Origin of the sequence: Glycomyces amatae (genome assembly GCF_020991375.1) — a bacterium.
In the GTDB taxonomy this organism is placed as follows: Bacteria; Actinomycetota; Actinomycetes; order Mycobacteriales; family Micromonosporaceae; genus Glycomyces; species Glycomyces amatae.
Genome location: NZ_JAJLQZ010000004.1, coordinates 355024 through 378496, shown reverse-complemented (window position 1 = coordinate 378496; position 23473 = coordinate 355024). Strand labels below are relative to the sequence as shown.

The following is a 23473-nucleotide window of genomic DNA, read 5'->3' as shown; positions in this document are numbered from 1 at the left end:
TAAACACAAGTGCCGTTCAATGGGGGTCCCTCGATCGGAGGTCTGTCCGGGCGGAACCTGCCCGGCTCCGCCCTCTTCTGATTCTGGGCCAGTTCTGCCTTGGTTCTGCCAGATGTTGAAAATCGCCGGTAACCGGGTGATCCTCAGGGAAGTGTTTTCGCAGGTGAACGTGCAAGTTTTGGGATTCTCGCTGGTGGGGCCGATGCTCCTCGGGGATCACCCAGATCTACGAGGGCACCAACCAGATCCAGCGCATCGTCATCGCCCGCGAACTCCAACGCGGCAAGGCGTTCTAGCGCTTCACGCGGGATTCGCAGCGAACGGGGCCCGGACCGAATGGTCCGGGCCCCGCAGCACGACTGCACTTTCTCGAACCCGCGCTTCCTCGAACCCGCACCGCCTCAGGCCCGCGCCGCTCAGGCCTGCTGCGCCTCGGGCGCCACCCGCTCGGGCTCGGCCTCCCGCGCCCGGGCCGCGGCCCGGCTCGGGCCCACCAGGGCCGCCGCCCACACCGCCGCCAGCGCCAGGTACAGCAGCGTCACCACCGGCCACGGCAGGCTGAAGTTCCCCAGCAGCGTCCGCAGGTTCAGCGCGACCACGAGCATCCCGATGGTCGAACCGAGCTTCGCGGTCGGGATCCTGCGGGTCAGCCACGCCGCCAGCGGCGCCGCCGCCATCCCGCCCACGGCCATGCCGACCACCAAGGGCCACACCACGGTCAGCGTGTGCGGCACCGCGAGCCAGAACCCGAGCACCGCCGCCGACGACGCGAACAGCTGCGCCGTCGAGACCGAGCCCACGACCCGGTGCGGCTCCAGCCGCGAGGTCGAGAGCGTGATCGGCATCGTCACCGGCCCCCAGCCGCCCCCGCCCACGGCCGCGAGGAACCCGCCCACCAGGCCCGTCGGGGCCGCGAAACCGGTCCGGACCGGGCCGGTGCCCGTCCCCTTCCCGTACGCGAAGCGCCACACGATGGCGCCGCCGAGCGCGATGAGGATCGCGCTGGTGACCGGCGTGGCCGCGTCCAGGCGGGTGAGCGAGGCGAGCGCCCACGCGCCCGCGAAGCCGCCGACCGCGCCGGGGATCCCGAGCCGGAGCGTGGTGGGCCAGTGGACGTTCCGCAGCTTCGCGTGCGAGGCGGCGCTGACCGCGCTGGTGGCGATCGTCGCCACGTTCACCGACGCCGAGGCGGCCGCCGGCGCGATGCCCAGGCCCAGCAGGAAGGTCATGGTGATGGTGCCGAAGCCCATGCCGAGGCTGCCGTCGACGAGCTGGGCGATGAAGCCCGCCGCGACGGCGGAGAAGACGGTGGTCGCGATCATCGCGCGCGGCTCCCTCGGATTCAGGCGGCCTCAGAATAGTCCACTAAATCCATAGGACATGTCAACGAATGCCCACGGTTCGGGACGGCGGGGCGCGACGGATATCCGACAGGACGCCTCCCCGCATCCTCCCCCACCGTCGCCGCGCCGTCCGACCCCGGGCCCGCCGCCCGCTTTTCGGGAGGCCTCCGCCACGCGGTCAGGGGCCGGATGCGCTCCGCGAGACGGGGGTCATAGCGTGGAGGAACAGTCCTGGTTACGCTCGCGTAGCCCGCCATTCACCTGGCGAACCCTCGGCGCCGCACGCGTCGCCGACCACAGCGAGGGCCTGCGCATCACACAGGCAGCCTTAATGCAGAGGAGCATTCGATGGGTAAGAAAGTCACGGTAGTCGGCGCCGGATTCTACGGCTCCACCACCGCCCAGCGCCTGGCCGAGTACGACGTCTTCGACGAGGTCGTCCTCACCGACATCGTCGAGGGCAAGCCCGAGGGCCTCGCCCTCGACATGAACCAGTCCCGCACCATCGAGGGCTTCGAGACGAAGGTCGTCGGCGCGACCACCGACAACGACGGCAACGGCTACGAGAAGACCGCCGGCTCCGACGTCATCGTCATCACCGCGGGCCTGCCCCGCAAGCCCGGCATGAGCCGCATGGACCTCCTCGAGGTCAACGCCAAGATCGTCCGCGGCGTGACCGAGAACCTCGTCAAGCACTCCCCGAACGCCGTCATCATCGTCGTCTCCAACCCCCTCGACGAGATGACCGCGCTCGCGCAGCTCGCCTCCGGCTTCCCCAAGAACCGGGTCCTCGGCCAGGCCGGGATGCTCGACACCGCCCGCTTCACCAACTTCGTCGCCGAGGAGCTGCACGTCCCGGTCGCCTCCGTGACCACCCTGACCCTCGGCTCCCACGGCGACACCATGGTCCCGGTCCCGAGCCAGTCCTCCGTGGACGGCAAGCCCCTCGCCGACCTCCTGCCCGCCGAGAAGGTCGAGGAGCTCGTCACCAAGACCCGGGGCGGCGGCGCCGAGATCGTCGCGCTGCTCAAGACCGGCTCGGCCTACTACGCCCCCTCGGCCGCCGCCGCCCGCATGGCCAAGGCCGTCGCCGAGGACTCCGGCGCGGTCATGCCCGTGTGCGCCTGGGTCGACGGCGAGTACGGCATCGAAGGCGTCTACCTGGGCGTCAACGCGCGCATCGGCGCCGAGGGCGTCAAGGAGGTCGTCGAGACCCCCCTCACCGACACCGAGCTGGCGAACCTCAAGGAGGCCGCCGAGGCCGTCCGCGCCAAGCAGGCCGACGTCGCCGACCTGTAGCAGAGCGACCCACGGCTCCGGCCCGGGGCGTCCGTTCGCGGACGCCCCGGGCCGGACCGCTGCGCGGCCCCGGCGGGATCGGATTCGGCCGGTTCGCGCCGCTCGCTAGGCTTACGCCCGTGATCGCCGCAGACCAGCGCCGCACCGGGGCCCCCGCGAGGGCCTGGCGGCCCTTCGTCCTCAAGCGGCCGCGGTCGTGGGCGCCCGAGGCCGTCATGGCCGCGGCGTTCGTGGCGATCACGATCCCCCTGGCCTGGCCCAGCCCCCTCGTCGACCTCGACATCTGGATCCGCGACCTCGCCGACGCCAACCGGCCCGCGTGGGCGTACTTCATCGCCGTCCAGACCAACCGGCTCGGGCAGGGCGGCATCCTCGGCGGGCTCGCGCTCGCGCTCGCCGCGGGCCTGGCCTGGCGCGGCCGCAGCGTCCGGCCGCTGCTGGCGTTCCTCGCGGCCTACGGGATGGCCGGCGCCGTGCTCGTCCTCAAGTACGCGCTCCCGCGCGTCTACCCGCACTGGCCCCGCCCCGAGCCCGGCCCCTACGCCGAAGCCGCCCAAGCGGTCCTGTTCACCGCCCTGGAGCCCTCCGGCGCGTACCCGTCGGGGCACGTGCTCAACACGATCGTCTGGTACGGGTTCATCGTCTTCCTCGTCGGCGCGCACATGCGGCCCTGGCAGCGGGGGCTGCTGCGGTTGGCCCCGCCCGTGATCGTCATCCTCTCCACGACCTACGTCGCCTTCCACTGGTTCACCGACACCCCCGGGGGCCTGCTGATCGGCATGGTCATCCTCCGCACCGTCCAACGCGTCTCCTGGGACACAATGGAACTACCGATATGGCTTGAGCCCGAACGGCGTTATCGCTAGCGGCGCGCCGCGAGGACCGCACGGTATCTTCAGAGCATGCCCACCCCCGAGCGAGACCGGCCGCCCCTCCAGCGCCGCCTCGGCCTCCCGTCGGCGATCGCCATCGGCCTCGCCTCCATGCTCGGCGCGGGCGTCTTCGCCGTCTGGGGCCCGGCCGCGCGCGCCGCCGGCTCCGGCCCCGGCCTGCTCGCCGCCCTCGCGATCGCCGGGCTCATCGCCTACTGCAACGCCCGCTCCTCGGCCCGCCTCGCCGCCCTCCACCCGCAGTCCGGCGGCGCCTACGTCTGGGGGACGCGCCGCCTCCACCCGGCCGCCGGGTTCGCCGCCGGATGGGCCTTCCTGGTCGGCAAGACCGCCTCCGGGGCCGCGATGGCCCTCACCCTCGGCGCCTACCTGCTGCCCGAGTACCCCCGGGCGCTCGCCGCCGCCGCGGTCGCGGCGTTCTGCGCCGTCAACCTCCTGGGCGTCAAGAAGACCGCGCTCGCCTCCGCCGTGTTCGCGGGCGTCACCCTGCTCGTGATCGGCGCCGTCGCCGTCGCCGGGCTCACCGGGCCGGTCGCGGCCCGGCCCCTGGGCGACACCCACTTCTGGGGGATGCTCACCGCGGCCGGGTTCATCTTCTTCGCCTTCGCCGGGTACGCCCGCGTCGCGACCCTCGGCGAGGAGGTCGCCGACCCCGAGCGGACCATCCCGCGCGCGGTGACCGCCAGCCTCGCGGTCACCCTCGGCGTGTACGCCCTCGTCGCGGTCACCGCCCTCAGCGTCCTCGGCGCCGGGACGCTCGCCGAGTCCACCGCGCCCCTGTCCGACCTCGCCGCGGCGGGCGCGCCCGCCATCCGGCCGCTCGTGGTGATCGGCGCCGGCGTCGCGGTCGCCGGGGTCCTCCTGAGCCTCCTGGCCGGGATCGGCCGGACGGCCCTCGCCATGGCCCGCGACGGCCGGCTCCCGGGCCCGCTGACAGCCGTCTCCGAGCGATTCGGCGTCCCGTGGGCCGCCGAGGTCGCCGCGAGCGCCCTCGTCCTCGTGCTCGTCGCCGTCCTCGACCTGACCGCCGCGATCGGGTTCTCCAGCTTCTGCGTGCTGGTCTACTACGCGGTCGCGAACGCCTCGGCGGCGACGCTCGACCGGCGCGCGCCGCTGCCGTGGGTCGGCCTCGCCGGGTGCCTGCTCGTGGCCGCGAGCCTCCCGCCCGCGTCGGTGCTCGGCGGCCTCGCGGTGCTCGCCGCGGGCGCCGTCTGGTACGCGCTCACCGAGCGCCGCACCTCCTCTTAGCGGGCCGCGCGGCGCTCGTCCCGGGCCGCCCTGAGGCGGCGGACCACCGCCGGCTGCTCCCTGGCGGCCTCGGGGTGGTCGATGAGCCGCGCCAGGTGCTGGTAGTACCGCTCGGGGGTGAGCTCCAGCTCGTCGCTGATGGCCTGGGTCTTCGCGCCCGAGGCCCGCCACCAGCGCGCCTCGAACGACAGGATGCGCGACTCCAGCGAGCTGAGCTTCGGCTCCGCCTCGCGCCGCCGCGGCTCCGGGCCCGCCTGGCCCTGGCGCGCGGGCGGCTTCGGCGCCTCCCGCGAGCGGCGGGGGGCCTCCTGCTGCGGGCCGCGCACGGGGCGCGGCGCCGGGTCCTCCTCCTGGCGCGCGCGCTGAACTGACCTGGCGGGGCGTTGGCCTGGAGGCATGGGGAACTCCTTACTCGATCCAATCGATCAGGTCCGCCACCGAATCCTTCACGTGGTTCGGACGGAAGGGGTACCGCTCGACTGCCTCCAGTGTGTCAGTGACCCCCGACAGAACCAAGACCGTCTCGAGCCCGGCCTCGAGCCCCGAGAGCACGTCGGTGTCCATCCGGTCGCCGATCATCACCGTCGACTCCGAGTGGGCCCCGATGCGCCGCAACGCGTTGCGCATCATCAGCGGGTTCGGCTTGCCCACGAAGTAGGGCTCGGCGCCGGTCGCCGCAGTGATCATCGCCGCAACCGCGCCGCACGCCGGGAGGATGCCCTCCAGCGAGGGGCCGGTCGTGTCCGGGTTGGTGCAGATGAACCGCGCCCCGGCCTTGATGAGCCGCGAGGCCGTCGTGAGCGCCCCGAAGTCGTACCGCCGGGTCTCGCCGAGCACCACGTAGTCGGGCCGGTAGTCGGTGAGCACGTACCCGATCTCGTGCAGGGCCGTGGTCAGGCCCGCCTCGCCGATGACGTACGCGGACCCCTTCGGGCGCTGCGAGTGCAGGAAGTCGGCCGTCGCCATCGCCGAGGTGTAGATGTTCTCGGACGGGACCTCGAGCCCTGAGTTCTTCAGGCGCGCATGCAGGTCGCGGGGGGTGTAGATCGAGTTGTTCGTCAGCACGAGGAAACGCTTCCCCGCCGACTGGAGCTTCTCGATGAGCTTGTTCGCGCCGGGGACGGGCACCCCCTCGTGGACGAGCACGCCGTCCATGTCCGAGAGCCAGCTGTCGAAGGGTCCAGGTGTAGTCATGCACAACATCTTGCCATCGCTCGGAGGAAACGACGAGGAGCGCACGTAAAGTGGGGGCCGTGGAGACGGCATTGACAGCCGTGCTCGTCATCGCCGCAGGCGCCATGGCGGGCGCGCTCGGCTACTGGACGATTCGAACCGCGAGGAGCAAATGAGCGAGCGCGAAGTACCGGCGGAGTTCGCCTCGACCTTCGAGAAGGTCGAGCCCTACCCGTTCGAGGAGACCGACGACCTGCGCCGGGGGCCGAACCTCCACGACGACCTGCTGCCGCTGCTGCCGCTGGTCGGGCGCTGGAGGGGCCGCGGGCAGGGCGGCTACCCCGGCACCGAGGACTTCCTGTACGCCCAGGAGCTCGAGTTCACGCACGACGGGCGCCCGTTCCTGCGCTACAGCGCCCGCTCCTGGATCATCGACGCCGACGGGAAGCCCGTGCGGCCCGCCGCCCGGGAGACCGGCTGGTGGCGCGTGGTCCAGGGCGAGGACCCCAAGCGGCCCGAGGTGGAGGTCCTCCTCGCCCACCCGACCGGGGTGCTCGACCTCTACTACGGGCACGTGGACGGCACCAGGATCGAGATCGCGACCGACGCGGTCGTGCGCAGCCCCCAGGCCAAGGAGGTCACCGCGGGCAAGCGCCTCTACGGCCTCGTCGAGGGCGCCCTCATGTACGCGCAGGAGATGGCCGCCGAGGGCCACCCCATGAGCCCCCACCTGAGCGCGAGCCTCAACCGCGTCGCGGGGTGACGGTTTGCGACGGGACGCGCTGAATGTGTTATAGTTGCGACATCAGCCGCCCGTTTGCGAACGGGAGTGGAAGTGGGCCCTGTTGGAGTCGCCTCGGTATCGCGGTGTCCAGGGCCCGCGTCATTTTCTGGATAAGTTCTCCAAGGTCACCAGGTCCAAGACCGAGGTGAGCGTCTCCCGGTACCGGTCATCGCCCCGCGTTGCGGACAGAATCGCACCCGCCACGATGTCAGGCACCCAAAGCAGCGGTTCGGCAGGGCCCGACACGTGTTCCAGCCGAACGTCGATACCGATCTGCTGGGAGCTTCGAAGGCCGCGGACGAAGGCGACGTCGCGATCATTCTGTTTACGCTGCCGTGATTCGGCGGTGACTCGGTCGATTCCGCGAGTTTCCAGTTCGTACAGAAGTCGCGCAAAGGTCTTGCGGCGCGCCCGCTCACTGTCGCGGCAGTGCTCGGTGACCCGGACGACGACGATATGCAGCGCGGGCAGCGCCGCAACCGATTTCGCCATCCGTTCCCTCATTGAGTCCGTCAGCCGGAACCAGTGAAGTTTCGGTTCGCCGCTGCGGTGCAACGCCCGCACCTGGTGCCGGACCTCCTCGCACTCATCGTCGGCGACGAGGGCTGCCGCCAAGATGTAAGTATGGGCGTCGCCGTCCCTGAGGTGTTCGGACTCGTCGACATAGGCGTGCCACATGGTCGGGAGGTTCTCCTTCGGCTGAGGGTCGGCGCTCAGTTTAGCGAAAGACGCACCGTGGTTTCACGGCTCGCTGCATGAGAATCACTCACTGTTATCAGAAGTCGCCGGGCCAGAGGTCGTCTTCTTTCGCCTCGGGCTCCGCGGCGAACGCCACGGTCTTCACCGGGCCCTCACCCGCCTTGAGGACCTTGTCCAGCAGGACGACCGCGCCCCGCTTGCTCAGCGGCTCGTTCCCGTTGCCGCACTTGGGGCTCTGGATGCAGCTGGGGCAGCCCGTCCCGCACTCGCAGCCGGTGATCGCGTCCCTGGTCGCGCCCAGCCACTCCCTCCACCTGCGGAACGCCTGCTCGGCGAAGCCCGCCCCGCCGGGGTGCCCGTCGTAGACGAACACCGTCGGCAGCTCCGTGTCCATGTGCGCGGCCGTCGACAGGCCCCCGATGTCCCACCGGTCGCACGTCGCCACCAGCGGCAGCAGCCCGATCGAGGCGTGCTCGGCCGCGTGCAGCGACCCGGCGAGGTCCTTGAGGCCGTCGAGGGACTCGGGGTCGACGGTCCACCAGACCGCGACCGTGCGCAGCGTCTGCGGCGGCAGGTCCAGCGACTGCGTGTCGATCACCTCGCCCGAGGGGAGCCTTCGCCGCTGGTAGGAGATCACGCACGAGGTCACCTCGACCTCCCCGAGGCTCAGCGCCGCCTCGCCCATCTCGAGCCGCTCGCGCATCGAGAGGACCTCCAGGTGGGTGATCTCCTGCGTCGTGGTCGTCCACGGCGGCTTCGCCGCGTGCACCAGCGCCAGGCCCTCCTCCAGGTCGAGGTCGTCCACCAGGTACGACTCGCCTTGGTGCAGGTACAGCGCGCCCTGGTGCACCAGCCGGTGCGACGCGGCCGCGTCCACGGTGCCGATGAGCCGGCCCGTGCTCGTCTCCGCGATGTCCACGCCCATCGGCCCCGAGCCGCGCAGCGTCACCTCCGGGCGCTCGGCCCCGACCCAGTAGTAGCGCCCGCCCGGCCGCCTGCGCAGCAGCCTCTGCTCGCACAGCTGCTCGGCGACCTCCCGGCTGCCGGGGATCGACGCGAGGTCGGACTCCTTGAGCGGCAGCTCCTCGGCGGCCAGGCACAGGTGCCCGGCCAGCACGTACGGGTTCGACGGGTCGCACACGCTCGCCTCGACCGGCCGGTCGAAGATCGCCTCGGGGTGGTGGACCAGGAACGTGTCGAGCGGGTCGTCCTTCGCGAGCATCACCGCGAGCGCCTCGGTGTCCCCGCGCCCGGCCCGCCCGATCTGCTGCCAGAACGAGGCCAGGCGGCCCGGGTACCCGCACAGCAGCACCGCGTCCAGGCCCGTCACGTCGATGCCCAGCTCCAGCGCGTTCGTCGTCGCGACCCCGAGCAGCCGCCCCTCCCGCAGGTCCGATTCGAGGTCGCGCCGGTGCTCGCGCAGGTAGCCCGCGCGGTAGGCCGCGATCCGGCCCGCGGCCGGATCGGCCCCCAGCCGCGAGCGCGCCTCGGCCGCGACGATCTCCGCGCCCCGCCGCGAGGGCACGAACGCGAGCGTCCGCACGCCCCGGCGCACCAGCTGCGCGAGCATCCGCGCGGTCTCCGACAGGGTGCTCGCCTGCCGCGGCTCCCCGTCGACCTCGTAGGCCACCGGCTCCCACAGGCCCACCGTCGCGCCCGGGTGCGGCGAGCGGTCCTCGGTCACCGCCGCCGCGGGCCGTCCGGTGAGGACCGACAGCGACGCGGCCGGGTCCGCCGCCGTCGCGCTGGCCGCGATCACCGTCGGGTCCGCGCCGTAGTGCTCGGCCAGGCGCAGCAGCCGGCGCAGCGTCAGGGCCACGTGCGCGCCGAAGACGCCCCGGTAGACGTGGCACTCGTCGACCACGACGTACTTGAGGTTCTTGAGCAGCGAGCGCCACATGCGGTGGCGGGGGAGCAGCGAGTGGTGCAGCAGGTCGGGGTTGGACAGGACGAGGTTCGCGAAGCGCTGCGCCCACTGGCGGTGCTCGAACGGGGTGTCGCCGTCCACGATCGCCGGGACCAGCCCCGGGACCGCGAGCTCGCCCACCGCGCGGGCCTGGTCGGCCGCCAGCGCCTTCGTGGGCGCGAGGTAGAGCGTCCGGCCCTCCCCGCCCGAGGCCGCCTCGGTGAGCAGCGGCAGCAGGTACGCGAGGCTCTTGCCCGAGGCGGTGCCGGTGGCGATCACCGTGTCGCGGCCCTCGAACGCGTGGGTCGCGGCCTCGGCCTGATGCGGCCACGGCAGCGTGATCCCGTTGTCCCCCAAGACATCGCGGACCTCCGCGGGCACCCACTCGGGCCAGTCGGCGCGCACCGCGCGCCGCGCCGGGAGGCGGCGCAGATGGCGCAGGCCGCCGTCCTCGCTCTCGAGGGCGGCCAGGAGCTGCTCGGTGGGACGGTCGGTCGGCACGTCCCCATGATGCCGCAGCCCCCCGACAACCGCCCCCGCCGCTCGCGGCCGCCGCCGCAATTCGGTCATACGCTCCCGGCTCCCCTCCACCCGGAACGCAGTACGCTTATGGGCCAAGACACAGAGTCCGCGAGGGACAGCACAGACAGGCCCGGGCCCCGGCCCGAGCCCCGCCACCGGTGAGGGAGACGGCGTGAGAGGGACATCAGGCGACGGCGCGGCCGAGCCCGAACTGGGGCTCGGCCTCTCCACGGTCGGCGAGTACGCGGTCATCAGCGTCACCGGCGAGATCGACATGTACACCGCCCCGCAGCTGCGCGAGGCCGTCCGCCAGCTCTCCTCCGAGGGCCGGATGCGGGTCGCCATCGACCTGACGCCCACCGAGTTCTGCGACTCCACCGGCCTCGGCGTGCTCATCGGCGCGCGCCGCCGCCTCTCGGACGCGGGCGGCAGCCTGGTCGTCGTCTGCGCCAACCCCCGCATCAGGAAGCTCCTGGACCTCACCGGACTGGACAAGGTGCTCGATGTCCGGGAAGCGGTGCCCGGCGAGTGAACGGCTCCAAGCACGACCGCGCGGGCGGACGGGCCGAGCCCGCCACCGTCCGGTTCGCGTTCACCCCGGCCGCCGCCTACGTCCGCGCCGCCCGCCTCGTGGCCGCCGACGTCGCGGCCCACGCCGGCGTGGCCGCGAGCCTCCTCGACGAGGTGCGCCAGGCCGTCGGCGAGGCGTGCACGCGCGCGGTCCTGCGGCATCGCGACCGGGGCATCGACGAACTCGTGCGCGTAGAATTTTCGATCGGTGATCGTTTTGTTGCGAAAATCACCGACAACGCGCAGGATCTGCGCGCACGCTCCACGGGCCGGGTCGGCGCCGGCGTCCCCGGCGGCGATGCGCGAGCGAACGATCACGAAGCGATCGAAGAGGACACCCTCTCCGAGGAGATCACCCTCATCGTCCTCGGCGGACTGGTCGAAGACCTGGTCGTGACCGGTCCCGCCGCCGACGGCGGCACCACCGTCAGCATGAGCTGGCCCCTGCCCGGATCCGGCTCCGCGGCCGACCACTGAGGCCTGCCACACCCCCGCCCCCGCCCGTGACCGACCCCACTCCTAAAGCCCTCACATCGTTACACTCCGCACGTTATGTCTGCCGGACCGTCGGGCCCGGCTCGGCCGCACCCGTCCTACCCGGTCCCGCGGCCCCTTTGTGTTTGCGTCAGCCGGACGCGCGTCCACCGCGCGTCCGTGCCACTGCTTGGAGGAACTACATGCATACGTTGCTCGCCAACGGCGACGAGGGCGTAGGCCAGCTCGCGGGCTCGAACCTGAGCCTCGTCGTGGTCGCCGCCGCGCTCGCACTGGTCGCCTTGGGAGGCGCCGCCGCGCTCGTCAAGAGCATCCTCGCGGCAGGCACCGGCACCGACAAGATGCGCGAGATCTCCGGCGCCGTCCAGGAGGGCGCCTCGGCCTACCTGAGCCGCCAGTTCAAGGCGCTGGGGATCTTCGTCGTCATCGCCGTGGTCCTGCTGTTCCTGCTGCCCGTGGGAGACGCCGGGAACGACGTCCGCATCGGACGGAGCCTGTTCTTCATCGTCGGCGCCCTGTTCAGCTCGTTCATCGGCTGGGCCGGCATGAACCTCGCGACCCGCGCCAACGTCCGCGTGGCCGCCGCGGCCCGCGACGGCCAGCCGACCAACGCCATGCACCTGGCCTTCCGCACCGGCGGCGTGGTCGGGTTCCTCACCGTCGGCCTCGGCCTCCTCGGCGCCTCGATCGTGGTCCTGGTCTACAACGGCGACGCCCCCGTGGTCCTGGAGGGCTTCGGCTTCGGCGCCGCCCTCCTCGCCATGTTCATGCGCGTCGGCGGCGGCATCTTCACCAAGGCCGCCGACGTCGGCGCCGACCTCGTCGGCAAGGTCGAGCAGGGCATCCCCGAGGACGACCCGCGCAACCCGGCCACCATCGCCGACAACGTGGGCGACAACGTCGGCGACTGCGCCGGCATGGCCGCCGACCTCTTCGAGTCCTACGCGGTCGTCCTGGTCGCCAGCCTCATCCTCGGCCGCGCCGCCTTCGGCGAGACCGGCCTGGTCCTGCCGCTCCTGGTCGCCTCCGTGGGCATCGTCTGCGCCATCATCGGCGTGATCATCACCCGCATGCGCGCCTCCGACGCCTCCGGCCTCACCGCGATCAACCGCGCCTTCTACATCTCCGCGGTCATCGCGGCGGCCTTCACCGCCGTCGCCGTGTTCATGTACGTGCCCTCCAGCTGGGACGAGCTCGGCAGCGGCGTCGACGCCGCCGACATCCCCGTGAACCCGCAGGTGCTCGCCATCGTCGCCGTCGTCATCGGCATCGCGCTCGCCGCGGCGATCATGAGCCTCACCGGCTACTACACCGACACCCGCTACAAGCCCACGAAGACCGTCTCGGCCTCGACCCGCACCGGCGCGGCCACGAACATCCTCTCGGGCTTCTCGCTCGGCCTGGAGTCGGCCGTCTACACCGCGCTGCTCATCGCCGCCGCGGTCCTGGGCGCCTACCTCCTCGGTGGCGGCGTCCTCCTGGTGGGCCTGTTCGCCGTGGCCCTCGCCGGCTGCGGCCTGCTCACCACCGTCGGCGTCATCGTCGCCATGGACACGTTCGGGCCCATCAGCGACAACGCCCAGGGCGTGGCGGAGATGTCCGGCGACGTCGAAGGGGACGCCGCGCGCACCCTCACCGACCTCGACGCGGTGGGCAACACCACCAAGGCCATCACCAAGGGCATCGCCATCGCGACCGCGGTCCTCGCGGCCACGGCCTTGTTCGGCTCCTACACCGACGCGGTCGGCCAGGGCGACGACGGCCTCATCGGCTCGGCCCTGTTCGAGGCGCTCAGCATCGCCGACCCGAAGAACATCGTGGGCCTCATCATCGGCGCGGCCGTCGTGTTCCTGTTCTCCGGCCTCGCCGTGAACGCCGTCGCCCGCTCCGCGGGCGCGGTCGTGAACGAGGTCCGCGACCAGTTCGCGCGCTTCCCCGGGATCATGGAGGGCACCCAGCGGCCCGAGTACGGCCGCGTGGTCGACATCTGCACCCGCGACGCCCAGCGCGAGCTGGTCACCCCGGGCCTGCTGGCCGTCACCGCCCCGATCGCGGTGGGCTTCGGCCTCGGCGTGGGGCCGCTGGCCGCCTACCTCGCGGGCGCGATCGCCTGCGGCGTGCTCATGGCGGTCATGCTGTCGAACTCGGGCGGCGCCTGGGACAACGCGAAGAAGGACGTCGAGGACGGCAACCACGGCGGCAAGGGCTCCGAGGCCCACGCCGCGGCCGTGGTCGGCGACACCGTCGGCGACCCGTTCAAGGACACCGCCGGCCCGGCCATCAACCCGCTGATCAAGGTCATGAACCTGGTCAGCCTCATCATCGCCCCGGCCGTGGTGGTCTACACCATCGGCGACGGCCAGGACGGGCCCGTCCGCTGGATCATCGCCGCCGTGGCGGTGGCCGTGCTGGTGGTGGCGATCGTCGTCTCCAAGCGCCGCTCGGCGCTGGTGGAGTCGGGGGAAGCCCACGCCCCGGAGCAGCGTGAGTCGGTCGAGGTCGGCTAGCTGAACGGGACGATCACGAAGGAGTGCCCCGGCCGTTTTTCGGCGAAGTGCGCGCGTCGCACCGCAGCCCGACGGCCGGGGCACGCCCATACTCAGGGGACGCAATGCGGAAGCGTGAGCTAACGTAACGAATCGAGTGCATTTTCCGAGTGAACGGTGGGAGCAGTGCCGGACATCAAACGCCTGGTCATCGTCGAGTCTCCGGCGAAGGCGAAGACGATCGCCGCTTATCTGGGCCCCGGCTACATCGTCGACTCCTCGCTCGGGCACATCCGTGACCTGCCGCGCAATGCCAAGGAGATCCCGGCGCGGTACAAGGACAAGGCCTGGTCGCGCCTGGGCGTCGACGTCGACAACGGCTTCACGCCGCTCTACATCGTCAACCCCGAGCGCTCCGCGCACGTCAAGAAGCTCAAGGGCTACCTCGCCGAGGTCGACGAGCTCTTCCTCGCCACCGATGAGGACCGCGAGGGGGAGGCCATCGCCTGGCACCTCCTGGAGACCCTGAAGCCGAAGGTCCCGGTCAAGCGGATGGTCTTCCACGAGATCACCCCGCAGGCCATCGCCGAGGCCGCCGCGAACCCCCGCGAGCTCAACCAGGACCTGGTGGACGCCCAGGAGGGCCGCCGGATCCTCGACCGCCTCTACGGCTACGAGGTCAGCCCCGTGCTGTGGAAGAAGGTCATGCCGCGCCTGTCGGCCGGGCGCGTCCAGTCGGTCGCGACCCGCCTCGTCGTCGAGCGCGAGCGCTCGCGCATGGCCTTCCGCGCCGCCGACTACTGGGACGTCACCGCCACCCTCGCCACTGCCGACGACCAGGTGTTCAAGTCCACGCTCATCGCCGTCGACGGCGACCGGGTCGCCACCGGCAAGGACTTCGACGCCGCCACCGGCAAGGCCAAGGGCAACGTCGTGCACCTCGACGAGGCGGGCGCCCGCGGGCTGGCCCGGCGCCTGGAGGGCCGCGACTTCACCGTCGTCAAGGTCGAGAAGAAGCCGTACCGCCGCCGGCCCTACGCGCCGTTCATCACCTCGACGCTCCAGCAGGAGGCCGGGCGCAAGCTCCGGCTCTCCAGCGCGCAGGTGATGCGGGTCGCCCAGCGGCTCTATGAGAACGGCCACATCACCTATATGCGGACCGACTCGACGAACCTGTCGGCCACCGCGATCAACGCCGCGCGGGCCCAGGCCGCCGAGCTCTACGGCGCCCAGTACGTGCCCTCGGAGCCGCGCCACTACGCCCGCAAGGTGAAGAACGCGCAGGAGGCGCACGAGGCGATCCGGCCCTCCGGCGACCGCTTCAAGACCCCGCAGCAGCTCAAGAGCCAGCTGTCGGCCGAGGAGCACCGGCTGTACGAGCTGATCTGGCGGCGCACGCTCGCCTCGCAGATGGTCGACGCCACCGGGAACTCGACGTCCGTGCGGACGCGGGCGGCCACCGCCGACGGCGAGCAGGCCGACTTCGCGGCCTCGGGCAAGACCATCACCAACCCGGGCTTCCTGCTCGCCTACGTCGAGTCGATCGAGGAGGGCGACGCCGATGACGCGGAGAAGCGCCTCCCGGAGCTGGCCGAGCGCCAGCGCTTGACGGAGCGGGGCCTGGAGGCCGCGGGGCACACGACGCAGCCGCCCGCCCGCTACACCGAGGCGAGCCTGGTCAAGGCCCTCGAGGAGCGCGGGATCGGGCGCCCGTCGACGTACGCGTCGATCATGCAGACCATCCAGGACCGCGAGTACGTGTTCAAGAAGGGCCAGGCGCTGGTGCCGGCCTTCCTGGCGTTCGCGGTGATCGGGCTGATGGAGCAGCACTTCCCGCGGCTGGTGGACTACGACTTCACGGCGGGGATGGAGAACGAGCTCGACGAGGTCGCCGCCGGGCAGGAGCAGCGCGAGGAGTTCCTGCGCAAGTTCTACTTCGGCGGCCGGGACCGGGAGGGCACCGTGGCCGCCTCGGGCGGGCTGCGGCACCTCGTGGAGGAGGAGCTCGGCAAGATCGACGCGCGGGGGATCAACTCGATCCCGCTGTACACCGACGAGAAGGACCGCAAGGTCGTCGTCCGCGTCGGCCGGTACGGGCCCTACCTGGAGCGGACCGACCCGTCGCAGGCGGAGGGCGAGCCGGGGGAGCGCACGTCGATCCCGCAGTCGCTGGCGCCGGACGAGCTGACGCCCGCGAAGGTGGAGGAGCTGTACGAGCTCGGCTCCGGCGAGGGCGAGCTGGGGACCCACCCCGAGACGGGGGAGCCGGTGTACGCCAAGACCGGCCGGTACGGACCGTACGTCACCTCGGGTGAGAAGTCCTCGTCGCTGCTGACGGGCCAGAAGCTCTCGGAGCTGACCTTGGACGACGCGGTGCGGCTGCTGACGCTGCCGCGCCTGGTCGGGAAGGATGCCGAGGGCGAGGAGATCCGCACGGGCCTGGGCCCGCATGGCCCCTACGTGAAGAAGAACCGCGACTTCCGGTCCCTCGACAGCGAGGAGCAGCTGTTCACGCTGACGCTGGAGCAGGCCGAGCGGCTCCTGGCGCAGCCGAAGTCGCGCGGGCGCCAGCAGCGGTCGCAGACCCTGCTCAAGGAGCTGGGGCCGGACCCGGTGACGGGCAAGGAGGTCTCGCTCAAGGACGGCCGGTTCGGGCCGTACGTCACCGACGGGGAGACGAACGCGTCGATCCGCAAGACCGACTCGATCGAGGACCTGACCATCGACCGGGCCGCCGAGCTGCTGGCGGAGCGGCGCGAGAAGGTCGCCTCGGGCGCGGTCCCGGCCAAGAAGGCCGCGAAGAAGGCGGCCAAGAAGACGACCGCGAAGAAGGCGACGGCGAAGAAGGCGACCGCCAAGAAGACCGCGGCCAAGAAGGCGGTCAAGAAGACCGCCGCGAAGAAGACGGCGAAGAAGGCCGCCAAGAAGTCCGCACCCCCTGGCGGGGAGTGACGGCGGACCACATCGGACACCGCCCGGGCACCGCCCGTTCAACCCTTCGTAAACTCGAGGCCTCCCGGGTGCAACCGCACCCGCGGGTTCGGGCGTCATGGCTCTACGGGCGGCGCTGCCGCGCACCCCGGGCGCCGCGGCGGCGCCCGCCGAATCCTCGAAGGCGGTACTCCACGCGGTGCGCATCACTTTCCTAGTCCGGAACCTCTGGGGCATCGGCGGCACCATCAAGACGACGCTGAACACCGCCGAGGCCCTGGCCGACGCCGGCCACGAGGTGACCCTGGCCTCGTGCGTGCGCTCCTGGACGGCACCCGGTTTCACGTTCGACCCGCGCGTCCGCGTCGTCGACCTCTGGGACCGGCGCCGGCGCCGCCACGGCGGCGAGTGGCTCTCGCCGGCCGACCTCGTCCGGTCCAGGCGCCCCTCGTTCCTCGACGCGGACCGCGTCAACAACATGCCGGAGTCCTCGCGGCTGCTCGACCGGCGCGTCGCGGGCTACCTCCGCGGGCTCGACACCGACGTCCTCGTCGGGACCCAGGTGAGCACCAACCTCTACATGGCCGAGTACGGCCGCCCCGGCTACGCCATGGTCGCCCAGGAGCACCTGTTCCTGGAGCGCTACCCGGCGCCCGTCCGCGACCGCATCCTGGCCGCCTATCCCCGGTTCGACGCGATCGCCACGGTCACCGAGGCCGACGCCGCGGCCTACCGCGCGGCGCTGCCCGAATGCGCCGACCGGGTCCGGTGCGTCCCCAACTCGATCCCGCCCGCCGCGGCGCCCTCGGCGCTGACCGAGCCGGTCGTCATGGCCGCCGGGCGCCTCACCGGCATGAAGGGCCTCGACGTCCTCATCGAGGCGTTCGACCTGCTCGCCGCGGACTTCCCGGAGTGGAGGCTGCGGATCTACGGCCGCGGGCCGGAGGAGGCGAGGCTGCGGGCCATGGTGGCCGAGCGCGGGCTCGAGGGCCGGGTGGAGCTGCCCGGCGCGGTCGCGCCGCTCGACGCCGAGTGGGGGCGGGCGTCGATCGCCGCGATACCGTCGCGGTACGAGCCGTTCGGCCTCGTCATCGTGGAGGCCATGGCGGCCGGGCTGCCGGTGGTGTGCACCGCCGTGAAGCACGGGCCGCTGGAGCTGGTCGACGACGGGGAGAACGGCCTGCTCGTGCCGCCGAAGCGGGCCGAGCCGCTCGCCGAGGCGCTGCGCCGCCTCATGTCCGACCCGGCCCTGCGCCGCCGCCTCGCCGCGGGCGGGCGGCGCACCGCCTCGCGGTACGAGCCCGACCGGATCGTCGAGCGACACCTTGAACTGTTCGAGCGGGCCCTCACGGTGCGGGGACGCCGGGCCGCGCACGCATCCCATTCCATGAAGAACGGTGGGGAGACACCATGAAACCCGAACCATCGCCCACGGCGGCCGCCGTGCCGTCGCCGCGCGGGGACGCCGCGTCGGCACCGCCGCTCGTGACCGTGATCACCCCGGTCTACAACGCCGCGGACTACCTGCGCGAGGGGCTCGAATCGGTCCAGCGGCAGACCATCGGGCGCGAGCGCATCGAGCACCTGCTGGTGAACGACGGCTCCACCGACGGCAGCGGCGAACTGCTCGACCGCTGGGCCGAGGAGCACGCCGACAACACCCGCGTGATCCACCAGGAGGCGTCGGGCGGGCCCGGCGGGCCCCGCAACCGCGGCCTGGCCGACGCCCGGGGCGAGTTCGTGTTCTTCCTCGACGCCGACGACTGGATCGGCGACGAGGCCCTGGAGCGGATGGTCGCGGCGGCCCGCGAGAACGGCACGGACGTCGTCATGGGCAAGGTCGTCGGGACGAACGGCCGCCCCGACAAGAAGCAGGCGTTCGTGAAGCACCTGCCGCGCACGACGGTCTTCGACTCGTACGCGTTCTGGAGCGTCGGCCCCTGGAAGCTGTTCCGCACCTCCCTGCTGCGCGACCACGGCCTGCGGTTCCCCACCGACATGCTCTTCGGCGAGGACTCGGTGTTCGTGACCGCCGCGTTCCTGCACGCCGGGGCGATCTCGATCCTCACCGACTACCCGTACCTGCACCTGCGCCGCCGCGACGACGGCGGGAACGTCACCGCGCTCGGCACCACCGACCCCGTCGGCGCCGCGAAGCAGTGGATCAACACCGTGGACGTCACCTGCGAGACGATCCGCGGCTTCCGCCTCGGCCCCCACCAGGAGGGCTACCTGTTCAAGCGGCTCCTGCACCTCCAGTGCAAGAGCGCCGTCCGCTACCTGCGCCGCATCAAGGACCCGCAGGTCCGCGCCGAGATCCACGGCCGCATCAAGGACGTGGTCGCGAAATGGGCCACCCCTGCGACGATGCGGCAGCTCAAGCCCGCCGCGCAGGTCCTGTACCGGGCGCTGCCGACGGCGACGATCGACGAGATCGGGGCGCTCGCCGCCCGCTTCGACGACGTGGCCATGACCGGCGTGCGCGGCCGGGTGTACGCCGCGCTGCCGGAGTGGACCGGCGAGGGCGGCGCCGCCGACTTCGAGCGCTGGGCCGTCGACGTCACCGAGCTGTTCCCCGTGCGCGTCAAGGTCGCCGAGGAGTCGCAGCAGGACGGCGCGCTCGTCTTCGAAGGGCACATCGGGTTCGCGCACGTCCCGAAGGACCGGCTCGAGGCAGTGCTCGTGGCGCGCCTGCGCGGGACCGCGACCGAGGTCCCGGTCCCGGTCGCGCTCGACGAGGGCCGGTTCACCGCCGAGCTGCCCCTGGAGCCGCTGCTGGAGGCCGCTCCCGGGCGCGGGCGGCAGTGGGACCTCCTGCTGCGGGTCGCGTTCGAGGACTACGCGGTCGACGAGCCGCTCTGCGCGACGCGGGACCTGGAGCGGCGCCAGACCGCCTTCGACCTGGCGGTCCGGGACGAGCAGGGGACGAAGCCCGTCGGGCAGCGGTACCTCACGCAGATGCGCGGCCGGATGGCGATCGAGCTGCGGCCCTGGGCCTGGCAGCGGCCGGTGCGCTCGGTCCGCAACCGCGCCGCCGCGGCGGCGGGGAGGTCGCGCGCGAAGCTGCGGTCGCTGCGCTCGCGGTGACCGGGGCGCGCCGGGCCCGGTCCCGGCCGGTAGATTGACCCCGCTCGCACAGGGACGACCGGGAGGACACTCGTGACGGACGCGCCACTGACGTTCGCGGCGGTGCTCGCCGGCGGGACCGGCTCCCGCATGGGCGCCGCGGTCCCCAAGCAGTTCCTCGACGTGGCCGGCAAGCCGGTCCTCCAGCACACCCTGGAGGCCTTCGAGGCCAGTGCGGCGGTCGACCGGATCGTCCTGGTCATGGCCGAAGGCCACCACGAGGCCGCCCGGGCCGTCGCCGAGGCCGCGAAGGCGACGAAACTCGAGGCCGTCATCGGCGGCGGGGCCACTCGGGCCGCCTCCTCGCTCGCGGCGATCCGCTGGATCGAGGCCCGGCCAGGGATCGGGCCCGCGACGCGGGTCCTGCTCCACGACGCCGCCAGGATGCTCGTGAGCGGGCGCATCATCGCCGAGGTGGCCGCCGCGCTCGACGGGCACCGGGCGGCCACGGCGGCGATCCCGTCGTCCGACACGGTGGTCCAGGTCGAGGACGGGCGCATCGCCGCCGTCCCGGACCGGGCGCTCCTGCGCCGCGTCCAGACGCCGCAGGGCTTCCACCTGGGCCTCATCGCCGAGGCCCACGAGGCGGCCGCCGCCGATCCGGGCTTCACCCCGACCGACGACTGCTCGGTGGTGCTCCGCTACCGCCCCGAGGTCCCGGTGCTCACCGTCCCCGGTTCGGAGCGGAACCTGAAGGTGACCGGACCGGACGATCTCGCGGTGGCCGAGGCGCTGCTGCGCACCTGAGGCGGCGACGCTGCGGAGGAGGACGCCGCCGTCCGCGACGCGGCGGGACACGCCGTCCCCCTCTCGCGGCGGTGGAGACCGACCGTTAACCTTGGATTTCGTGAAGGTTGATTTTCTGATTCGGACGGTGTGGGGGATGGGCGGGACCATCCGCACCACCCTGAACACCGCGGAGTCCTTGGCGGACTTGGGCCACCAGGTGAGGATCGCCACGGTGGGACGCAACAAGGCCGTGCCGGACTTCGCCATCGACCCCCGGATCGAAGTCCTCACGCTGTGGGACCAGCGCCCCGTCGAGGAGGGCGGTGAGGAGCTCGACGCCGCCGACCGCGCCCTCGCCGAGTCGACGTCGCTGCTCGAGACCTGGGACGTCCCGGGCTCGGCCAAGCAGTCGGCGCTCACCGACCGCCGCGTGCGCGACTACCTGCGGACCACCGACGCGGACGTCGTCGTCGGCACCAACCTCGGACTGAACCTCTACCTCGCCGAGTACGGCCGCCGCGACACGGTCCGCGTGGCCCAGGAGCACCTGTACTTCGACCTCTACCCCGAAGCGCGCCAGCGGCGCCTCACCCGGTCCTTCCGGAAGCTCGACGCCGTCGTCACCACCACCGAGATCGACGCCCGCCGCTACCGCGAGGCCATGCCCCGCTACCGCGGCCTCATCGAATGCGTGCCGAACTCGATCCCCGCGTGCGGCGCCCCCCGGCCCGCCGAGGTCCCGAACGTGATCGTCGGCGCCGGGCGCATCTCCCCGGGCAAGGGCTTCGACACCCTCATCCGCGCGTTCGCCCGCGTCGCCGACGGCCGCCCCGACTGGAGGCTGCGCATCTGCGGCCGCGGCCCCGACCTCAAGCGGCTCGAGCAGCTCGCCGAGGACCTCCGGGTCGAGGACAAGGTCGAATTCCCCGGGGCGGTCATGCCGATCGGGCCCGAATGGGCGAACGCCGCGATCGCGGTCGTCCCCTCGCACTTCGAGTCCTTCGGGCTCACCGTGATCGAGGCCATGGGCGCGGGCGCCCCGCTCATCTGCTCCAAGGTCCCCAACGGCCCGATCGAGCTGGTCGACGACGAGGTCAACGGCGTCTTCTTCAAGTCCAAGGACTGGCGCTCGCTCCAGGCCGCCCTCGAACGGCTCATCGGCGACCCCGGCCTGCGCGCGAAGCTCGCCGAAGGCGGCCGCGAGACCGCGCGCCGCTACGAGCCCGACCAGGTCGTCCAGCAGCACGCCGCCCTCTTCGAGCGCCTCGTCGCAGGCCGTCGCTGACCCGGAAGGAACTCCCATGCGCATCGCATTCGTCGTCCGGAACATCTGGGGCCTCGGCGGCACCATCAAGGCCGCGCTGAACACGGCCGCCGCGCTCGCCGACGCCGGCCACCAGGTCACCGTCGTCTCCTGCGTCCGGAACCGGAAGCAGCCCCTGTTCGAGCACGACCGCCGCATCGAGGTCGTCGACCTGGTCGACACCCGCGCCCCCGACCAGGGCGGCCACCGCCGGCTGGGGCTCGACCGCCTGGCGGCGGGCCGGCCCTCCCCGCTCGGGGGCGACCTCGACATGGAGGGCGCCGGCTCTTCCGCGCTCCTCGACAAGCGGCTCGCGCGCTGGCTGCGTCGCACCGACGCCGACGCCGTCGTGGGCACCCACCCCGGGGTCAACCGCCGCCTCGCCGCGTTCGCGCGCCCCGAGACGCGCCTCATCGCCTGGGAGCACGCCTACCTCGACCGGCACAAGGCCGCCGTCCGCAAGCGCATCCTCGCCGACTACCCCCGCTTCGACGCGATCGTCACCGGCACCGAGGCCGACGCCCTGGCCTACCGGGAGGCGCTCGGCGGCTTCAAGGGCACCGTCGCCGCCATCCCCAACCTCGTCCCGGCCGTCGAGCCCGGCCAGGGCGGCGCGGACGCGGACGGCCCCGTGGTCATGGCCGCAGGGCGCCTCGTCAAGGAGAAGGGCTTCGACGTCCTCATCCGCGCCTTCTCCAAGGTCGCCGACCGCCGGCCCGAATGGCGGCTGCGCATCTACGGCAAGGGCGGCCAGAAGCGCGAACTCCAGCAGCTCATCGAGGACACCCGCACCGAGGGCCGCGTCGAGCTCGCCGGCTCTCCCGTGCCCCTCGACGCCGAGTGGGGCCGCGCCGCCGTCGCCGTCGTCCCCTCCCGCCACGAGAGCTTCGGCCTGACCCTCGTCGAGGCCATGTCCGCCGGCCTGCCCGTGATCGCCGCCGACGCGCCCCACGGCCCCCGCGAGATCATCGAACCCGGCCAGAACGGCCTCCTCGTCGAGGTCGGGGACGTCTACGCGATGGCCGAGGCCCTCGACCGCCTCATGGGCGACCCCGGGCTCCGCGACAAGCTCGCCGCGGCGGGCAGGGCCACCGCCGCCGGTTTCGAGCCCTCCCGCGTGGTCGGCCGGTGGCGGGACGTCCTCGCCGGCGACTGAAGGTGACATGGCTCCGCTCATCGGGCGGGAGGCGGAAGCAACCGATGGACAATAGGTAAACTGCACCCATCGAGCACCCTAAGACGAATGAGGTGGCAGCCGCCATGTCCACGAACATTGTGATCCTCGCGGCCGGGGTCGGGTCGCGCCTCGGCAAGCCCCACCCCAAGTCGCTGACGACGCTGAACACCGGCGAGACCATCCTCGGGCGGAGCCTGCGCCTGCTCACCTCGCGGTTCAGCCGCCACTCGATCCACCTCGTGGTCGGCTACAAGAAGGAGATGATCATGGAGGAGGTGCCCGACGTCGGCTTCATCTACAACCAGGCCTACGGCGACACCAACACCTCCAAGAGCCTCCTGAAGGCCTTCAACATCCTCGGCCCCGGCGGCGTCCTGTGGCTCAACGGCGACGTCGTGTTCGACCCGCAGGTCCTCGACGTGCTCCTGCCGCACATCGCCATGGACCACTCGTTCATCGCCGTCAACACCGCGAAGGTCTCCGACGAGGAGGTCAAGTACACCCTCGGCGCCGACGGCTACATCAACAAGCTCTCCAAGAAGGTCTCCGACGGCGCGCTCGGCGAGGCCGTCGGCATCAACTACGTCTCCGCCGACGACCGCGCGCTCGTCGCCAAGCGCCTCGCCGAGGTCGACGACCAGGACTACTTCGAGGGCGGCATCGAGCTGGCCATCGAGAAGGACGGCGTCAAGTTCGAGGCCGTGGACATCTCCCAGCACCAGGTCATCGAGGTCGACTTCGCCGAGGACCTCAACAACGTCAACCAGACCTTCAAGTAAGCCGTCGACCCCC

19 protein-coding genes are annotated in these 23473 nt (G+C 72.1%); 14 read left to right on the top strand and 5 right to left on the bottom strand.

Annotation, left to right across the window (positions count from 1 at the left end):
- Positions 1-416 precede the first annotated feature (416 nt).
- Entirely contained in the window at positions 417-1322 is a 906-nt protein-coding gene (locus LO763_RS08970) for a sulfite exporter TauE/SafE family protein (protein ID WP_230601627.1), read from the bottom strand.
- Positions 1323-1691: 369 nt separating this feature from the next.
- On the opposite strand from LO763_RS08970, the gene mdh reads away from it, so the two are divergent.
- The 3 genes from mdh to LO763_RS08955 all read left to right on the top strand — a co-directional run bounded on the left by mdh (position 1692) and on the right by LO763_RS08955 (position 4780).
- On the top strand, positions 1692-2642 hold the full coding sequence (mdh, locus tag LO763_RS08965; RefSeq protein WP_230601626.1) for a malate dehydrogenase: 951 nt from the start codon (positions 1692-1694) through the stop codon (positions 2640-2642).
- A gap of 119 nt (positions 2643-2761) precedes the next feature.
- Positions 2762-3508: a phosphatase PAP2 family protein gene (locus LO763_RS08960; protein WP_230601625.1), complete on the top strand. Its 747-nt coding sequence runs from the start codon at positions 2762-2764 to the stop codon at positions 3506-3508.
- A gap of 36 nt (positions 3509-3544) precedes the next feature.
- The gene (locus tag LO763_RS08955) at positions 3545-4780 is read left to right on the top strand and encodes an APC family permease (protein WP_230601624.1); all 1236 of its coding nucleotides are present in this window, start codon (positions 3545-3547) and stop codon (positions 4778-4780) included.
- Here the strand turns inward: LO763_RS08955 and LO763_RS08950 are convergent.
- Together LO763_RS08950 and LO763_RS08945 are read right to left on the bottom strand one after the other, a co-directional pair.
- Positions 4777-5178 (bottom strand): DUF3263 domain-containing protein, encoded by a 402-nt coding sequence (locus LO763_RS08950; protein WP_230601623.1) that lies wholly within the window; start codon positions 5176-5178, stop codon positions 4777-4779. The genes LO763_RS08955 and LO763_RS08950 overlap by 4 nt on opposite strands.
- Positions 5179-5188: 10 nt before the next feature.
- Complete coding sequence (locus LO763_RS08945) at positions 5189-5974, bottom strand: HAD-IIA family hydrolase (protein WP_230601622.1); 786 nt, start codon at positions 5972-5974, stop codon at positions 5189-5191.
- Positions 5975-6125: 151 nt separating this feature from the next.
- Here LO763_RS08945 and LO763_RS08940 point away from each other — a divergent pair, with 151 nt between their 5' ends.
- Positions 6126-6716, top strand: coding sequence for a nitrobindin family protein (locus LO763_RS08940; protein ID WP_230601621.1), 591 nt, complete (start codon positions 6126-6128; stop codon positions 6714-6716).
- A gap of 120 nt (positions 6717-6836) precedes the next feature.
- On the opposite strand, the gene LO763_RS08935 is transcribed toward LO763_RS08940, so the two are convergent.
- Both LO763_RS08935 and LO763_RS08930 read right to left on the bottom strand, forming a co-directional pair.
- Complete coding sequence (locus LO763_RS08935; RefSeq protein ID WP_230601620.1) at positions 6837-7415, bottom strand: hypothetical protein; 579 nt, start codon at positions 7413-7415, stop codon at positions 6837-6839.
- Positions 7416-7512: 97 nt separating this feature from the next.
- Positions 7513-9843, bottom strand: a complete 2331-nt coding sequence (locus LO763_RS08930) for a DEAD/DEAH box helicase (protein WP_230601619.1) — start codon at positions 9841-9843, stop codon at positions 7513-7515.
- A gap of 193 nt (positions 9844-10036) precedes the next feature.
- Between LO763_RS08930 and LO763_RS08925 the strand changes: the two genes are divergently transcribed.
- The 10 genes from LO763_RS08925 to LO763_RS08880 all read left to right on the top strand — a co-directional run bounded on the left by LO763_RS08925 (position 10037) and on the right by LO763_RS08880 (position 23460).
- A complete protein-coding gene (locus LO763_RS08925; protein WP_230601618.1) occupies positions 10037-10396 on the top strand; it encodes an STAS domain-containing protein in 360 nt (119 codons plus the stop codon).
- Positions 10393-10911, top strand: coding sequence for an ATP-binding protein (locus LO763_RS08920; protein WP_230601617.1), 519 nt, complete (start codon positions 10393-10395; stop codon positions 10909-10911). The genes LO763_RS08925 and LO763_RS08920 overlap by 4 nt, the downstream gene beginning before the upstream one ends.
- 200 nt (positions 10912-11111) lie before the next feature.
- Positions 11112-13436: a sodium-translocating pyrophosphatase gene (locus LO763_RS08915; protein WP_230601616.1), complete on the top strand. Its 2325-nt coding sequence runs from the start codon at positions 11112-11114 to the stop codon at positions 13434-13436.
- Positions 13437-13601: 165 nt separating this feature from the next.
- Positions 13602-16367 (top strand): type I DNA topoisomerase, encoded by a 2766-nt coding sequence (topA, locus tag LO763_RS08910; RefSeq protein ID WP_230601615.1) that lies wholly within the window; start codon positions 13602-13604, stop codon positions 16365-16367.
- 97 nt (positions 16368-16464) lie between these two features.
- The gene (locus LO763_RS08905) at positions 16465-17760 is read left to right on the top strand and encodes a glycosyltransferase (protein ID WP_230601614.1); all 1296 of its coding nucleotides are present in this window, start codon (positions 16465-16467) and stop codon (positions 17758-17760) included.
- The gene (locus tag LO763_RS08900) at positions 17757-19433 is read left to right on the top strand and encodes a glycosyltransferase family 2 protein (protein ID WP_230601613.1); all 1677 of its coding nucleotides are present in this window, start codon (positions 17757-17759) and stop codon (positions 19431-19433) included. The genes LO763_RS08905 and LO763_RS08900 overlap by 4 nt, the downstream gene beginning before the upstream one ends.
- 72 nt (positions 19434-19505) lie before the next feature.
- On the top strand, positions 19506-20219 hold the full coding sequence (gene ispD / locus LO763_RS08895) for a 2-C-methyl-D-erythritol 4-phosphate cytidylyltransferase (protein WP_230601612.1): 714 nt from the start codon (positions 19506-19508) through the stop codon (positions 20217-20219).
- Positions 20220-20355: 136 nt separating this feature from the next.
- A complete protein-coding gene (locus LO763_RS08890; RefSeq protein WP_230601611.1) occupies positions 20356-21486 on the top strand; it encodes a glycosyltransferase in 1131 nt (376 codons plus the stop codon).
- Between the two features lie 16 nt (positions 21487-21502).
- Positions 21503-22660 (top strand): glycosyltransferase family 4 protein, encoded by a 1158-nt coding sequence (locus LO763_RS08885; RefSeq protein ID WP_230601610.1) that lies wholly within the window; start codon positions 21503-21505, stop codon positions 22658-22660.
- Positions 22661-22764: 104 nt separating this feature from the next.
- Positions 22765-23460, top strand: a complete 696-nt coding sequence (locus LO763_RS08880) for a phosphocholine cytidylyltransferase family protein (RefSeq protein ID WP_230601609.1) — start codon at positions 22765-22767, stop codon at positions 23458-23460.
- The last annotated feature ends 13 nt before the right edge of the window (positions 23461-23473 follow it).